Annotated in this window: 11 protein-coding genes; all 11 read right to left on the bottom strand. The window is 47.0% G+C overall.

Features of this window, described 5'->3' with window-relative positions; genetic code table 11:
* Window positions 1-266 precede the first annotated feature (266 nt).
* A complete protein-coding gene (locus tag B2739_RS06915; protein WP_331345119.1) occupies window positions 267-1262 on the bottom strand; it encodes a TniQ family protein in 996 nt (331 codons plus the stop codon).
* A 93-nt stretch (window positions 1263-1355) separates the two neighbouring features.
* Window positions 1356-2588, bottom strand: coding sequence for a TniQ family protein (locus B2739_RS06910; protein WP_331345118.1), 1233 nt, complete (start codon window positions 2586-2588; stop codon window positions 1356-1358).
* 11 nt (window positions 2589-2599) lie between these two features.
* Complete coding sequence (locus B2739_RS06905) at window positions 2600-4006, bottom strand: AAA family ATPase (RefSeq protein ID WP_331345117.1); 1407 nt, start codon at window positions 4004-4006, stop codon at window positions 2600-2602.
* Between the two features lies 1 nt (window position 4007).
* Window positions 4008-6134 (bottom strand): Mu transposase C-terminal domain-containing protein, encoded by a 2127-nt coding sequence (locus tag B2739_RS06900; RefSeq protein ID WP_331345116.1) that lies wholly within the window; start codon window positions 6132-6134, stop codon window positions 4008-4010.
* Window positions 6118-6960, bottom strand: coding sequence for a TnsA endonuclease N-terminal domain-containing protein (locus B2739_RS06895; protein ID WP_331345115.1), 843 nt, complete (start codon window positions 6958-6960; stop codon window positions 6118-6120). Before B2739_RS06895 ends, B2739_RS06900 begins: the two co-directional genes overlap by 17 nt.
* Window positions 6961-7154: 194 nt before the next feature.
* Window positions 7155-8987, bottom strand: a complete 1833-nt coding sequence (gene glmS, locus B2739_RS06890; protein ID WP_331345134.1) for a glutamine--fructose-6-phosphate transaminase (isomerizing) — start codon at window positions 8985-8987, stop codon at window positions 7155-7157.
* Between the two features lie 216 nt (window positions 8988-9203).
* Window positions 9204-9965, bottom strand: a complete 762-nt coding sequence (locus B2739_RS06885) for a DeoR/GlpR family DNA-binding transcription regulator (RefSeq protein ID WP_331345114.1) — start codon at window positions 9963-9965, stop codon at window positions 9204-9206.
* 91 nt (window positions 9966-10056) lie between these two features.
* A complete protein-coding gene (locus B2739_RS06880) occupies window positions 10057-11286 on the bottom strand; it encodes a serine hydrolase domain-containing protein (RefSeq protein WP_331345113.1) in 1230 nt (409 codons plus the stop codon).
* A gap of 111 nt (window positions 11287-11397) precedes the next feature.
* The gene (locus B2739_RS06875) at window positions 11398-12474 is read right to left on the bottom strand and encodes a helix-turn-helix transcriptional regulator (RefSeq protein WP_331345112.1); all 1077 of its coding nucleotides are present in this window, start codon (window positions 12472-12474) and stop codon (window positions 11398-11400) included.
* A 91-nt stretch (window positions 12475-12565) separates the two neighbouring features.
* On the bottom strand, window positions 12566-14605 hold the full coding sequence (locus B2739_RS06870) for a glycoside hydrolase family 9 protein (protein WP_331345111.1): 2040 nt from the start codon (window positions 14603-14605) through the stop codon (window positions 12566-12568).
* 109 nt (window positions 14606-14714) lie between these two features.
* Window positions 14715-16559, bottom strand: coding sequence for a winged helix-turn-helix domain-containing protein (locus B2739_RS06865; RefSeq protein WP_331345110.1), 1845 nt, complete (start codon window positions 16557-16559; stop codon window positions 14715-14717).
* Between the last annotated feature and the right edge of the window lie 129 nt (window positions 16560-16688).

Raw genomic sequence — 16688 nt, 5'->3', positions numbered from 1 at the left:
GGCTAGGGGTTTGTCAGCGGTCTGAAACCGCCGAAGGGCGGTTTTTTCGTCCCAGACAAAAGCCAACTGAAAGACGCCTGCTAGGGATGAGTTGTGCAAATATGCAACATGGCTTTCGTTTTGTCAGGTCGTAATTTATACATCTTAACAACCATCTTCAATAGCGGCTGTAGATTGATTTACTAAACACCTAATTATGGCAATACAAGTGGGTCCAACAATCGATTGTCGAAGTTCTCTCCGCCAAGTGGTTTCATTATTAGATTCTATCTATGCGCGAGTGAAAAGCCACATCCCGGATAAAATGCTTCTCTCACAAACGTTTCGAACTTGGGATAGGCTAAATACAGTGGATACGCGAAGCAGCGCATAACCATACTTCCACGACTACTTATATCTGTAACAAATCTGCTCTCATACTCGTCCTTTGTAATGACAGGACGTTGGCGAAACAGACAACCTCGTGCGATTTCAGCTTCATTTATTCTGTATTCTTCGGAAAAATATTTAGCCATCTCCGATTTCAAGCTTCTCTCATAAACTTGAATTTCCAATATTTTTCGGTAGGCACGACCCAACAGATTTTTCCTCACATCCACTGTTAAGGGAGGTAATTCATAATGCAATAGATCAATCAGCCAAGTTGCGTAACCAGAATCTTCGTGTTCATACGTAACTTTTCGGATATCGTTACCGCATTTTTCACAGTAGCCTTGCATCGCTGAAATCGTCAAGCTCAGTGGACGCTGATTCTCGCATGAGGGACAGTACGCGATTGTTAAATCGCACTGATGCAAGGCACATCTCCGAACCTCTGGAATCGACCAATCTCGCTTGAACCAGTTAAACCCATGTTGCGATACTTGTTCATCGAAGCAAAGAGGGCAGTAGCGAATTGTTGACTCTAAATTTTCGCCAATATTAATAGTCTTGAGACCGTCTTTTCTACACATATGACGGTTGCGACCGTTCAATAATAACTTCTCCATCGACGCTGTGATTTCATCTGGGCCCAAGGGCTGATACATTGGGAGCAGAGTATGGGCTCTTAATATCTTATCAAACTGTCTAGTGCCAAACTTTTTTCGGAATATGGACTGTACTGCGGGTGAAGACGCTGGCCAAAGATTCCAGCTATTGGGTAGATCTCTTACAAATAGACATTTTGCCATTTGCTCACTTTCGATCAATCCCGAACTCATTAAATTTCTCACCGCAAAACTCGATAATGTTTCTTCTAGCGCTGGAAAATCGTGCGACAAATTTAAAGTCCTGAAATTTAGATAAAAATGTGACTGGTATTGCCAGTGCCTAACTCCGTGAAAACGGAAAGAATTGGTATCCAACCAAAATCTTCATTGCCCGATATGGCAACGCTTTATTCGATTAATCGTAGAAATGGAAAGGGCCGTTTCGATAGCAATCAACCTTGTTGAATACCCGCGAGCAGACATGTCCAGGATTTTTTCGATAGTGCATGAATTTAGCTTTTTAGGTCTTCGATTAGGCGAGAGACCAGATTTCTGTAAAAGGACCAGGGCAGTATTGACAGAACAACCCAATATTTTCGACGCTTGCCTAGCGCTCATACTGCCTTGACATGTACTTAAGAACTCATCTAACGAAAAAGATTTTCTGGGAGCATGATTCAATTCAAGGGATAATTGCTCACCACCATTCAGTACATCCATGAACGACTGATAACCACTACCAATCGCCCCCAACAGGACGATGTGTTTGAGCGGATGATGAAGGCCGTCTCTCCCTGCAACCAAGTTCGCAGTCCAATCACGCTCTACATTTAACGCAGAAAATAATTGTTTATATACTCCGATTTGGGACAGAGGCTTTAACCATGAAATTACCTTCGCTTTAAGAGCCCGAATTCGAATATGGTTTGAAGCGGTAACTAGCTGCTCCGCTTTAAGCACACCTTGATAATTGCTTGCCGTTATATAAATCTCAGAGTAAGAATTTAAAATGATAGATATTTGCTGAGCTATATACGACAGCTTTTCATATTGTTCCTGTGTCCAAAATTTTACTGTTGACTCGTTACCAGGGAGTTGCAAATTTCTAGCGCCATATTTTTCACTTTCTATTTCAATTTTTGTAAGCGGCACCCCGTGCCAAGGGCATATTTCAACACCAACGAGGCTATGTTCTCTGTGCCAATATGCGAACCCTAATCGTTCAATATCTATTTTCGCACATTCGCAACAGTAGGCGAGTTGATCCGCTGCGCCGCAGTGAGATTTCAATAATCCCATCCTGGATTTAGTAGCACCTGAACCAATCATTCCATCAATGACGAACTGACGTCGCTCTGGGTTAAGAAATGGTTGGTAAAGATTGAATAACGTATGCCTATTTATCACTTCATTGAGGGATATTCCTAAGTCTAGTTTTTGACAAATTACGTTTAAATAGGAAGGAAGGCTTGAAAGTGGCTTATAGCCCCGATGACCCGTCATTTCCTTCAAGCTCACTAGTGGGCTGATTCGACCTGACATCATATGCTCACGCGTAAGAAGGGAAAAAATTGTTTCACCATTATTCGGTTTTATGGGTGCATGATGGCTAATCACTCCGCTTTTCCTCAAAACGAAAGCGTTTTTGAATGGCGGAGGAGTATTTTGCTTTTCTCAAGACTTTCCATGGGGTCTGGGAACTCAGATGCCTTCCGAAGCACGTTCCAGATGAAGTCTTGAGATGCGAAATTTAATTCTCGGACTTTTGCTATCCGACTCTCGAATTCATCATGCTGTACGCGATTGACATCCCAAGTAGACTTTGGCTTTTTTTTCGTTTTCTTTTTAATGTCACCTGGTCGAGGGGCATTAGCTTCCACTTTTTCGTCCCTAACAGGGTTGTTGGCCTTCCTTCGCTCTGCCAAATGCGCCTCACTCAATACACAGGTTTCGAAATGTGCTTGCTTTAAGATCGCCGGACTGAGTGTTTCGTTACCTGATCCAATCACCAGTTTTTGAGCAGCTTTGAATGTCTTGATCGCAAAATCAGGTAGGCCTGTACTCAATACTCGTAAGCAATCTGAAAGTTCTTGGCTTGGCGGGGTAACGGGGTTGGTCCATTGATATCTCCAGAGATGGCTAAAAAATAATTCCCACTCATGTTCGGTATATCCACGCATAGAGATAAAACCTCCAGATTCAACGCGACGAGAAACAGGCAACTCCTCCGTCATAAGCTCCTTCAACCTTGGGTCACCGCCAAAGACAACAGGTACACCAGCACGTGCCATCGTATTTAGGAGAAATTGAATGAATATAGCTTTCTGTTTTTTATCGGCAAACTTTAGATGCTGGATCTCATCAATCACCAATATTCCCACAAACAAAGCTTTCAGCTTCCGGGAAATGGATAAGCTCGCGTGAGCAATTCTATCGCGAGCCGTAAGTGCCCGACGTGCATCATCGGAACCGGTTAGGCGATCCAATTCCTCTAATATCAAAATGAGAAGGGCGCTCACGTTCGCGTTTTCTGTGCAATTGACTTTTATCCAGACGACCTGATCGAGTTTTAGAGGTTTACCTTGGTAGCGCTTATGCTGAATTGTTTGCGGAAAATACCTGAGGATATTTTCTAACATCCATGATTTTCCTGCACCTCCATCCCCGATAACCGCCATTGATACAGCTCTTGGCACAAACAAACCATTTGATGGTACATATCTTGTTTTTCCAGGCTCATCGTAATGCAGCCAGTGCCGTGTGGTGTTGAGAAAAGGGTTTTTGGGTACATAGGACTCGGTGATTAAATCCTCTATGGCACGAAAGCAAGTAACATATTCATAAGTAGGCTCCGTAAATTGATCAATACGGTGTAAATATTTCTTCCTTATGAAATCAGGATGCGTCCGCTCCTCTGGATTACACTGTTGCCCGTAGCGAAGACGTTTGATTATCTCCAGATCGTCGACTAACGGTGGTAGCGCTTCAATTAGAGGATTGTTTTTATGTTCAGGCAAAAAGCACTCGTGATACATGTCAAAGCTCCTCATCCCTCGCAGATTCAAACAGGTTTTTCATCCGTTCCAATTTTGTAGTTATATTTGGAATATTCTGGTTCAACGCATTACTTTTTATATCAGGGTATTTTGGTTTTTGATCCTCTAAATGCTGCCTTCTGTGCGCATTGATATTTACCACTCTTGAATTCTTTGAAACTGTTCCGGCTACAGCGGCAGTTAGTTTAATCTCTTCTTTAATAGTATTCTTGGTACGTTTAGCTCGTTGTATTTTACTTTGGTCGTAGTAAGGATCTTCTGATTTGCTTTTCGTCCATTCGTTGATAAATGTCACGTCTGCTTGGTGTAAATTTTCATATACCGACTCGGAGGATAGAAGCTTGCACTTCAGAAAGTTTGTTGCGTTCGGCTCACGTATATATATGTCTGTGGACCATGACTCGTCATATCGACATTCCAGTTTCCAAGATCCACCATTCGCAGCGGTCGTTGCCCACCCTTCTTCAGTGGCTTTTTTGCAGGAGTAACGCAACCCGCGGAAAATTATTCCTTGTTGGGTAACACTTGCTTCTCCTTGCTTCATCAACCGCGCTACAAAATGATCAGAGGAAAATGTCTTTAAAGAACATTGAAAACGTGATGTATAAAAGTTCCAGTAGTTCAGAGGTGTCAGGGCTGCGTTGCTTTGTATGAGCCCGCGCGTAATCAAGTCATCGAAAGGACGGAAACGGTTATGTTCAAGCACCAAGTCGATAATAATTTTGGTGAAGGAATTAACAGTTAGCGCTGCATCTAAGCGATAGTCAGGCTCACCTCGCTTGCGAAGTTCACCTAAAGTGGTGCCTGGCAAAAAATGTATTTCCTCGTTAAGGATACCAAACCGGCGCTCGACGATGGATTTGAAGTCGCCTCGATAAGGCGGTGCTATAGTCAATATCGTCCCCACATTCTTTGCAAAGATGAAAGGCTGAATACCCAACATCTCAGCTCTATCCGCCATCAAAGTTGCTGGCATTCCCTGGCATGGCCAATCTTGATCTGTTATAGACACTCCATACCGTTCACAATATTCAACTTTTGGCATACATGCGTTAAAAAGTGCCTGTCTCGCTGCGTTCCAGCTCGCATATTCCATGGAGATATGTAGTCCAACTATCATTCTGCTTGCAACATCAACGACGAAATAAATCGTCGGCCTCCCCAGCACTCTCTCGCGAGACACTTCGCAAACTATGTATACATCTGCGGTGGTAGAATCTATTTCGTATCTCATTCCTGGAGCAACAAATTTGTCGTTTACGGAGCTACTAGAACCTGTTTGGTTCATCGAAAACGCACTGTCGGTCATTTGCCGCTTAGCCATTTCTTCACGCGCCATAAGTTTGTTGGCCCAGTAAAGGAACTGATCGTACGACAGGATTTGCGCGGGACGTTTTTCAGCAACTGCCAGTTCAATTTCGTATTCACAAAACATTACCTTGTATGTATCGTAAGCCTTTGTGAATGTTATTTTTTTTCGTTTATTAAGCTGCGCACCTAATGCGACTAGGATATTTTCTTTGTCTTGTTTGGTCACATTTATTGAAGTTTTTTTTCGTAGACCATAGATTCCGTGATCAATAGGGCGACCACGTTGTTTGGATGAACTTTTTTTATCTTTTCCACGACCACCACGAAGAGAAGAAAAATTCAACAAGGCGTTGGGGACTTGTCCATATTCCCAAAACTTCCTCAAGGCGCGATATATCTGAAGCGTAGTCGCATCCATTTTTTCTGCATGTTCAACAATTGCCTTACTCCTGCCCGTCATACAGTATGATTCGAGGAATGCGGGATTTTCGACAAGCTCCTGAATTAGCGCGTAGTTGGAGTTTCGTGCTTCCAGGTTTGAAGGGGACAGCTGCCCATCTTCCATCAGCATTTCCATCGGCAAAGCTTTGTGGCATTTCTCGACTACATTCGCCTCAACCAGGCTGCTCCAATCATGTACACCCAATAAGATGGGTTTTGCTCCGTTTTTCTTTTGATTCATTGCAAAGAGGCAGATATATCCAGAGTTCACAAAGACGTCTAAAACTCTGTACTCTCCTTCGACGAGAACCGTATTATTAGCTATCGATATAGTGTCGTTACGCAATATTTTCATAACTTGGCTCCTCGTAACTCGGATCACTAAAGTTCCAAGCTAAAACCTTTATCATGCCTTGCTTTTGGATAGACACATTTAGATCAATTACGAGTAAGTGTTGCCAAATCGCTTTACAAAGCAGTATTTTTGCTTCGATAGTATCAAGATTGAGCTCTTGCGCGATCCGGCAAATCAACTCACCAATCATGTAGGTTCTTGGTTCGATTTTCGAAGCAAGAGGTTTCAACATCCATGTGTTAACCGAATCGTAATCAAACTCGGCTTCACGAAATTCATGAGATATCCAGGTTAAGTTGTCGCCTACTACCTCTGGCAGGTCAGTTTCAGTGGCCAACACCCATTCAACCCCAAGAGAAGTCCACCACAATCTTTCTAGCTCAAGGTTATCAAGCACCGACTTTTTGCGAAGCGCCTCTGTAGGTTTCACAGCTACTGCCAAATAAGAAACTTCTCCCTCTTTTTCAATTGTTAACAGCAAATCCGTTGTAAGCACATAGGGCGTCCCAGAAACGCGTGGATAAACAATCCCGGCACGCTCTGCCAGAGCGATAAGGTGATCTACCGGAAACAGTGGAAACTGCTCACGTATATCGATCACTGATTTATTGAACTCAGCAATGAGAAACGCCCGAGTTTCAAGACCGGAGAGAACCTCGTGTGTGCGTTTAATAGTTATGCCCGGGATTGCGGCAGATACGCCGTACGAAGCAAAGTCTGGGATACGTACCCATGGAAGGTAATTTTCTTTTTCGCCAGTCCCAAAGCCATCGGCAAGCAGCCTTTCATAATCCTCAACCGTGCTTCGTTTTCTTGGCCGGCCCATATCACCTCCTTTACAGGTGCATTTCAAACAAATAGCTTAATAAATAGTCATTAAAAAACAAAAGGCCGTTTGATTTTATCAATCGGCCTTTATTATCAGGAATTTTTTCCTAACTTATAACGTTAGTATCATTTAGGGAATACTAATATCGCTATTTTTTCCCTGAGGACAGCAGGTCAAAACAACAAATACAATTATTCCACCGTTACGCTCTTCGCCAAATTTCTCGGCTGATCCACATCCGTGCCCTTAATGATCGCTACGTAATAACTCAGCAATTGCAGCGGCAAGGTGTAGAGGATCGGTGCTAACCATGGATGAATGTGCGGGACGTTGATAACGCGCATAGTAGCATCGGATTCGAAATGCGCGTCTTCATCGGCGAAGACATACAAAATCCCGCCGCGTGCGCGCACTTCTTCGACGTTGGATTTTAATTTTTCCAACAAGTCGTTATTGGGTGCGACAACAATGATCGGCATTTCTGCATCGATCAGTGCGAGTGGGCCGTGTTTTAATTCACCGGCCGCGTAAGCTTCAGCGTGGATGTAAGAAATTTCTTTTAGCTTCAGCGCGCCTTCCATTGCAATCGGATATTGATCGCCACGGCCTAAAAAGAGAGAGTGGTGTTTGTCCGCAAATTCTTCGGCAAGTGCTTCAATTTTTGGCGCGAGTGCGAGTGACTCTTCCAATTTTGCGGGCAGATTTTTTAACGCGCCGACCATTTCTTTTTGCTGTTCAGCAGAAAGACCGTTGTATTTGCCGATGGCTAATACCAGCATCGCCAAACCAACCAATTGCGTGGTGAAGGCTTTGGTAGAGGCGACACCAATTTCCGCACCGGCGCGGGTCATAAATGCTAAATCAGATTCTCGCACTAATGATGAACCCGCCACGTTACAAATACTCAAACTGCCTAAGTAGCCGAGTTCTTTTGCCAAACGCAAAGCGGCAAGCGTGTCTGCCGTTTCACCGGACTGGCTGATGGTAACAACCATACTGTTAGGTTGCACAAACGATTTTCTATAACGGAATTCGCTGGCGATTTCGACGTTGCAGGAAATACCCCCGAGCGATTCCAACCAATAGCGCGCAACCATGGCGGAGTGATAGCTGGTGCCGCAGGCGACGATTTGAATGTGTTTTACTTTTTTAAATAATTCCGCGGCACCGTTGCCAAAGGTTTCATCCAATACCGATTCATTGCTTAAGCGACCTTCCAGGGTATTCATCACCGCGTTAGGCTGTTCGTAAATTTCTTTCAGCATAAAGTGACGATATTGGCCTTTGTCACCCGCATCGTAACTGGCGGTAGATTCGTGAACCTGACGCTCAGCGGCTACACCGTCTTTATCAAAAATACGAATGCTATGACGGGTAATTTCTGCTACATCACCTTCTTCCAAAAAGATAAAACGGCGAGTAACTGGCAAAAGCGCAAGTTGATCTGACGCGATAAAGTTTTCACCAATGCCCAAACCAATCACTAAAGGTGAACCTGAACGTGCAACCACTAAACGCGATGCGTCGTTTTTATCCATCAACACAGTGCCGTAAGCGCCGTGTAATTGTTTTACGGTTTTTTGTACTGCAGTTAATAAACTGTCGGTATTTTTTAATTCTTTTTGCACCAGATGCGCGATGACTTCGGTGTCGGTATCGGACGTAAATACATAACCTTCTTCTTGCAAGAGGCGACGCAAATTTGCGTGGTTTTCAATAATGCCGTTGTGCACTACCGCGATATGCTCTTTTGACACATGCGGGTGCGCATTGCGTTCGCTTGGCTCGCCGTGAGTAGCCCAGCGGGTATGCGCAATACCAGTGCCGCCCGGAGTAGGGCTGCTGTGTACCGCATCGGATAATTCTTTGACTTTGCCCAAGCGGCGCACGCGTTGTAATTCGCCGCTGCTGTTTACCACAGCCACACCGGCTGAGTCGTAGCCGCGATATTCAAGGCGGCGCAATCCTTCCACCAGAATATCCACCACATCGCGTTGCGCTACGGCGCCAACAATTCCACACATCATTTTTCTCCTTAGGGTTCTGAGCTGTAGTAAAAATTTGTAGTAGTAAAAATATTTTTTAATTTTGTGGTTTTTCGTTTGCGTTTTTATTTCTCGTTCGTCACTCCCGCGCGCGGGAGTCCAGCTTTTGATCTTTCACTAAAACTTATGGATCCCCGCTACGCGAGGATGACTACTCCCTGTTAAAAACCGTCCTGCCGATGCAAAAATCACTCTCTAACCAATAATCACTTGCACACCTTGTTTTTCAATTTTCTTTTTATCTTGTTCAGCGATACCGTCATCAGTGACCAGCACTTTTATTGCCGACCAAGGCAATTCCAGATTGTGAATTTTGCGCCCGATCTTGTCGGACTCGGCCATCACAATCACTTCGCGTGCGACTTCGGCCATCACGCGGCTCAAGCTGTAAAGTTCATTGAATGTTGTCGTGCCGCGCTCCAAATCCAAACCATCGGCACCGATAAAAAATTGGTCGAAGTTGTAGGAACGTAAAATTTGTTCGGCGAGTTGGCCCTGAAAGCCTTCGGATTTCGGGTCCCAGGTGCCGCCGGTCATCAAAATCGTGGGTTCGTTTTCCAGCTCGCGCAGGGCATTGGCGATGCTGAGGGAGTTGGTCATCACCACCAAGCCTTGCTTGTGCGATAACTCGGGCAATAACGCTGAGGTAGTGGAACTGCCGCTGTCGAGGATGATGCGATTGTGATCGCGGATCAACTGCGCGGCAGCTTTGGCAATAGACTGCTTACGAACCGAAACTTTTTCGACCGGATCACTCATCAACTCCTGCGGCACCGGAACCGCGCCACCGTAGCGGCGCAGTAATAACCCATTGGACTCCAGCGCGGCCAAATCCTTACGAATAGTCACTTCTGAGGTAGAAAACTGCTCTGCCAAGGCCTCAACACTGACTTCACCACTGCTGTTAAGCAGGTCGATAATCGCCCGACGGCGCTGCTGGGTGTTCCGTTTGGTCATGTTATCTTGCCAGTAAGTTTCGATTTGAAAGATATTGTAGTCTTTCGAAACTTATTGGCAAGGTTTATTTGGTTAAAAAAGCAACTTGGTATTAGAAGAACAGGCGCGCCAAAGGCATGCTTACCTGCCCAAAATCCCAGAATTCTTCGACATTAGCGTTGATCATGACGGCAACTACCATGTTTCGCTCTGGAATCACCATCAGCCAACTTTGCGATCCGCGCGATACGCCGCCGTGATTGGCATTTTTGATGATGCCGTTGCCATCGTCATACTCTGCCCAACGCCACCCAAGTGCATAGTTTTGGGGGTTGGTTGAGCCATCTGATAGTTGTTGAGGTTGCCAGAAAAGCGTTCTTATTTGCGGGGCGATGAAATCATCATTCAACCAAGCCGAACCCAGCATGGCCATATCGGAAGGCGTGGAGATAAATCCGCCGCCTGCGAGCCTATGGCTTAAATCGACTTTTTGCCAGACGCGAAAAGCAGGGTGTTTTCCATCTTTATTCCAATAAAAAGTCGCCAGAGAGTTGGGTTGCAAAAACTCATATTCTGCGCCAGTGGAATCCATGCCCAGCGGCGTAAAAATATGATTGCGCATAGCGCTAAGAAACGGCTCGCGCGCGACAGCTTCAAGTACCACACTTTGCAATACCGTGTTGAAACTGGTGTAGTGAAATTGACTGCCCGGTGTAAATAGCAGCGCTGTATCATCAAACACTTCCAGCGATTCACGTACGGATGTGTAGCGTTTATCGAGCTTAAATAAATAATACATTCCCCATACATCGCCATAATTATCCAGATAATCCGGCAAGCCGCTGGAGTGGGAGGCAAGTTGTCGCGGTGTAATATTTCTCCATTGCGGATTAGGTAAATCCGCAACGTAATGGGAGATAGGTTTATCCAAATCGATTTTTCCATCTTGAACAAATTTAGCGAGCAATGTGGTGGTGACAGCTTTAGAGGTACTGCCAATCCGGAATTGTGTGCTATCAGTTGCGGGGGTTTGTTGTTCGATATTTTCCCAACCTACTGCACCCGCCCACACAACTTTTCCATCTACCGCGACAGCGGCCGACATCGCGGGTGCATGAATTTTTTCACGGTATTGCGCGAGTAATTGCAACGCGGATACCGATTGCGGATGCGTAGAAAATGCAGTTGTTTGGGGATAAGTCTGCGGCGCCGTTATATCGGCAGGGAACCACATAGGTACTTTGCCTTCATAGGCAAGGAATTGGTAAATCGGTGCTGCTAACCAAATAAATGCCATCGCACCGGCGAGCAGGCTGATTTTTTTGTAGGGGATCTTGTGCATTGTTTTTCACCATCGCGTTATTAAAAACCACTCTGGCGAAAACAGTGAAAAATAGCTTAGCAAAATCAAAAAAAACTGATCGATTTTAAAATTGATCAGTGATATTTACTTTTATTTAGATGAATTCTGCTGCTGCGCAGCGGTGCGATAAGAAGTTGGCGTAGTGTCCGTAATCTCTTTAAATGCACGATTAAATGAAGCGATGGAGCCGTAGCCTAAATCCAGCGCAATCGTGAGAACCGGCAGTGACGTTTCCACCAAACGCTGGCGCGCCGCCTCGATTCGGTAGTGATTGAGGAACGCGTTGAAGTTGGTGTAACCCAGCGATTGGTTGATCAGTTTACGCAAGTGATGATCCGCGCATTCCAATTGTTCGGCTAACTTGCTGATAGTGAGATCGGGTTGCACGTAACCTGCAGCTTCAATAAAGCAGTGCAACTTTTTAGCGAGCGCGTTTTCTTGCGGGATTAAACGTGAATAGCGCGGCGCATCCGATGTTGTATCTGATACGGATTCTGGTTTTATCGATAATGCATGAAAAAATAACAGCACCGATGTAATACTGGTACCGATCAAACAAATCGATGCGTTCATCAGCATAAAAATCTGGTGGCGATTCAAGCGGGTATTGCTGAGCTCGACCAGATCCAACATCAGAAAAAACAGCCCGACTAACAAAACAAACCAAAAACGCGCAACGCGCCGCTGCTCTACCAAGTCATTGCGCCAGGTCAGCATCACGCTCGCCAAAAGATGCACAATAAATATCAACGCGATGCCATGACTTGCCATTTGGAGATAGCCGCCACCGCCGCGAATCAAGAAAACATAAATATAAAAACCGGCCAGTAACACCAAGGCGACTTTTCCAAACACCGGCCAGCGCTGTAAATTAAATTCATCATCAAATAATTGTTTGCCATATAACCATAAAAATACCGGCATGGTGTGAGTGAACATCAACAGGATGCTGCGAATAAATCCCTGTGGACGCGGCGAGTAAGGCGCGGTCAACAATAAATAAGCAGCAACACCCAGCGCCAACATCAGCGGAATAATCTGCGCGCGAAAAGTAGATTGCGTGCGATAGGGTTCATAAAACAGATACGCGACCAATAGCAGCAACTGCCCGATACAGGCGTAGCGGATAAAAAAATCAATGCTGGTGATCACGCTGGTTTCTATCACATCGACCCTGACTAAAAACAAAAAACGGGCGGTGATTATGCGGGGAATTGGAGGGCATTTATATGCCCTCCGTAAAATGGCGTTGGGTTTATTACTTCACAAACTTGGACAACAAACGAATATAAGCGACCTGATAGTCGTTGTGGTTTTCGGTGATCTGCCAGGAGTTGAGCGGCCAGCTGGTGTTGAAGTCCAGGTAGGCTTTCATTGCCGGTTGGCCTTTGGGTGGACTTAATACGGCTCCACCGCAACGGGAATCATTTGAGTTGGTTTGGCAAAAGCCATCCCAGTCATAAGACGGGTTGGGGCCGCCAACTAAAAAGCCGGGCGCTGGGCCGTAGGTGGATGTGCCGACTCTATCCCAGAGTGCGCTGCCGTTGGTAAACCACGAATGGTAGAACTCGTTGACCGAGCTGTGCACACCCAGACTGTACATGTTGGACAAGTAGACCATCGCCTGGGGATTAACGCCATGGATGTAATTCAGGTAGCCCACCGCCGCGTTGCGCACCTCGGTTTGATCGATGCCGTTGATGCTGTAGTCGATCAGATTGTGGAAGGTCAGCCCCTTGCGGGAAATGGTGCGGTTGCTGCCCCAGGTGAAGTTGCTGGTGCCGATATAAGCGCGGTAAGGGTCATCGCCGTTGCGCACCGCCGGCCAGTTGTTGTTGGCGTTGAACGCGGATTGGTATTGATTTTTCAGGCTGGTGGCGATGGCACCGGTGGCATCGGGCAGGCTGGCGTAATAAAGCCAGGCGCTGACTTCCGGCTCATTCCATACATCCACCCAACTGGTGGCGTTAGTTGCGTTGGCATCCACATGGCTGCGATAAGTAGCGGAACCGGTCGCTGCAAACAGGTAAATCGCGGCGGTGGTTTTCTTGGTGGCGCGGCTGGCGTCATCCACCTCTTGTTGACCAGCGCCCAAGCCGGCCGATGCACCCTCGTTATTGCGGAAAGTTACGTTGGGGTTGGCCACTGCCCAGGTCCAGGCATTTTCCGCGCGGGTTTTCAGATCGGCAGCGTAGGTATTCAACTCGGGGTTATCCAACCCAGCCAAAATTTTACTGCCCAGTGCAAAAGCACCGGCACTGGTGAGGGTCGCCGAGGTGCTCGCTGGGCCGTAATAGCTGGGGCCGGTGGCGCTTGAAGGTGGGCTGGCGTGTTGGTTGGGCGCTTTTTCGTGGGATAATCCAAGAATCGATAGCACCGAGCCATCGCTGTTCTGCATTTTCTTCAGCCAGTCAAAACCCCATTTGATCTCGTCGATAATGTCGGGCACACCGTTGCCAGATTCGGGGATGTTGTAATCGTCCGTCCAGATAGTCGGGTTTTCCGCATAGGCGTGGAGCAGGGCGACCAGATAGTAGGCGTGCCAGTTGGTGTATTTGTTGTAATCGCCCGCGTCATACCAACCGCCGGAGAGGTCTTTTTCGGTCGCGGCGTTATTTTTGTCGCTATACAGGCGTGCGTTTTTATCTTGCCCGGCAGCTATGTGGCTGGCCGCATCGGTCCAACCTGCTTCGGCAAAAGGCGCTTGTTTAGCAAAACCGGCGCGCTGGTAGAAGAAGCTGCGCATCGCGTGTTTGAGTACGGGTTTGTATACATCCGCACCAATGTTGAACCCGGGCGAGCGCACATTCTTTTCCACATCCACCACCGCATAGCGGCCCGGTGTGGTGACACTGGAGAAATCGAACCACCAGGCTTTATCGCCGGCGGCATCAAAAGTCGCGCCGGATTTCCAACTCACCGCGCTGCCGCTCAGCACCACGGTATTGCTATCCAGGTTGATCAGCTGATAAATCGCACCGGGGGTAAAACTCAGCGCGGCGTCATAGCCGGTTTGCGGATCGCGGATGACCGCGACCTTTTTGGCATCGGGCAAGTAACCAAATTGATCGACCACAATAAAGCTGCTGATAGTCGCCGCACCTTGGCTTGCTGTACTGGAAGCGGCCAGCGATGAGGGTGCTAGTGAAGAAGCTGCAACCGACGAGGGCGCAACACTGCTGGTAGGTGCAATAGAAGAAGCGGGTTTGGGAGTACTGGAACCGCCACCACCTCCACTACCGCAGGCAACCAGTGATCCCATAAACGAAAGTGCAACAAGAAGTTTTGATCGGGTCATAAATCGCTCTTTATATTTATCTGATTTAATCGCCAGATGATAACGGTTTCATCAAGCATCGAGCATCTGTTTTGGGCGGATTTAGTAGATCTTTACCTTTGCAACCGACCTAGGGTTCTTGCAGCGCCAACCCCAACTCGGCAATAGTCGACTGATTGAACCTGATCCACAGGGGAACATTGGCAGCCTGTTCCAATAAAAATTGCTGATAGAAGCTGTCAGCTGACCGCCCTTGGCGTTTATCCAATTGCAGCAAGTAGGCAGCGGCATCCAAGGCATTCTGTAGCTGGCCATTCATGTTAGCCTGCTCAAATGCGCGGATTCCATGAGCTTCGGCCTTTGTCCATTCGCGTTGTGCCAGCCAGATTTTGCCGACTTGAAGCTCCTCGGCAGCATCAAGCTCCTGGTTGGCATAAAGATCCTGTGCATCTTGCCAGCGCGATTGTTTTATCAATAGCTCACTCAGGTGAACTTGTGCGCGCTCCCGCTCCCACCAATCCTGATCGGCAGGAATAAGCTCAAGGACCGTGCGGTACTGCACTTCCGCAGTTGCCTCATCCTGCGCAAACATACCGGCATAAAAGTGGATCAATCCATAGAGGTCAGCGTCTCGCTGGTGCTTATCCAACACAGCTTTTGCGTCATCCAAATATGCCGAGCTATCTTGATCGCGCTGAAATTTATGCGCCAATACCGCTGCCCAAGTATTGAAACGATATTCACCAAGTACATCGCCTGCGCGGCGCACATATTCAAGCGCACGCTGAATATGAGCCTGAACCTGGTCATAGTTGTGGTGTGTTAACGCCACGACGATGCGCTCATGTTCCACTTCTGCCAAGTTGTCCTTATCGTTAATGGTACTGAACACCGACTCTGCCTTGGCCAATAGCAATTCTGCATCTGCCAGCAAATTTTCAGAGGTGTAGACTTTGGCCTCTGCCAGATAGCCTTTTGCCAACATTAGCTTGTCCTGCTGCCTGCTCGACTCACTTTGGAGGAACCTGGCCAACACTCTGGCACTGGCGGCATCGCCAATTCTGAGATGAAGATCGATCAGCCCATACACCAGATTCAAGTCCTGGGAATATTCATTGTGCAATAGTTTCAGCTGTGCTGCCCTAAGCACGGCGTTTTGCTGATCTATTTCCAACAAGCCGGAATTCACAATCACCTGCAGATGCTGCTTCATCAACCCGGCCAAAGCCGCAGCCGTCGGTGCTTGATGCTCTGCTCGCCAAGTCGCAGTGCGGGAGTTCAATTGGTAACGCACCCTCAATCCCTCTGGCTGTTGCGTCACCTTGGCTACGGCCACATAGGGAACCTGCGCGGCTTGGCTAAGCGCGGGAAAGTATTTTTGCGGCGCCCAGAAAAAGTCCTCCGGCACCTTCTGATTGTTAGCAATGACCTGCGTAAATCCATCGGTATTTTCCAAATCGATACGCAGCGAATCCAGTACTTCTGGGTCTACATCTCCCCCGGAAATTAAGGGTAACAGGGCGATGCTGGGTAGGGAGGCAGTAGCCTGATAGGAATGCCACACCATCACCGCGACTGACAGCAAGCAGCCCAGTACCAGGCTGGCGACAATTCTTTTGGGGAAAAAGGGTTTGGCTAACGAAATGCTATTCAGGGGTATTGAACCCGCTTCATCGCTCCCAACCTGAGTCAGCGGCAACTGCCATTGATAGCCTTTTTTGGAAAAGGTTTTGATCGATTCCTCACCAAACACAGCGCGCAAATGACGGATATTCTGAAACACTGCCTGCTCTGCAACGACCTTACCCACCCACACCTTATCCAGAATTTCTTCTTTGCTGAACAACTTGCCCGGCTCGCTCAGTAACAGTGCCAGTAGCTTTGCCTCATTCATGCGCAGTGCAATCACCTCGCCCGCCTGCGTCAGCAATAGCTGTTCAGTATCAAATACGAAGGTTTTGATGGTGTATTTCATGGTATTCCGTTCTGCTTCGGCAAGGGCGTCAATTCTAGTCCGCACGGCAATCGGGTCAACCAAGTACACCCTAGGAATGGTATTCACGCGGGCCATTTTTCTATTATTTTTCTTATCGGGCAAAAAACT

Origin of the sequence: Cellvibrio sp. UBA7661, assembly GCA_002483365.1 — a bacterium.
Taxonomy (GTDB): Bacteria; Pseudomonadota; Gammaproteobacteria; order Pseudomonadales; family Cellvibrionaceae; genus Cellvibrio.
This window is presented reverse-complemented; position numbering and strand designations above follow the sequence as displayed.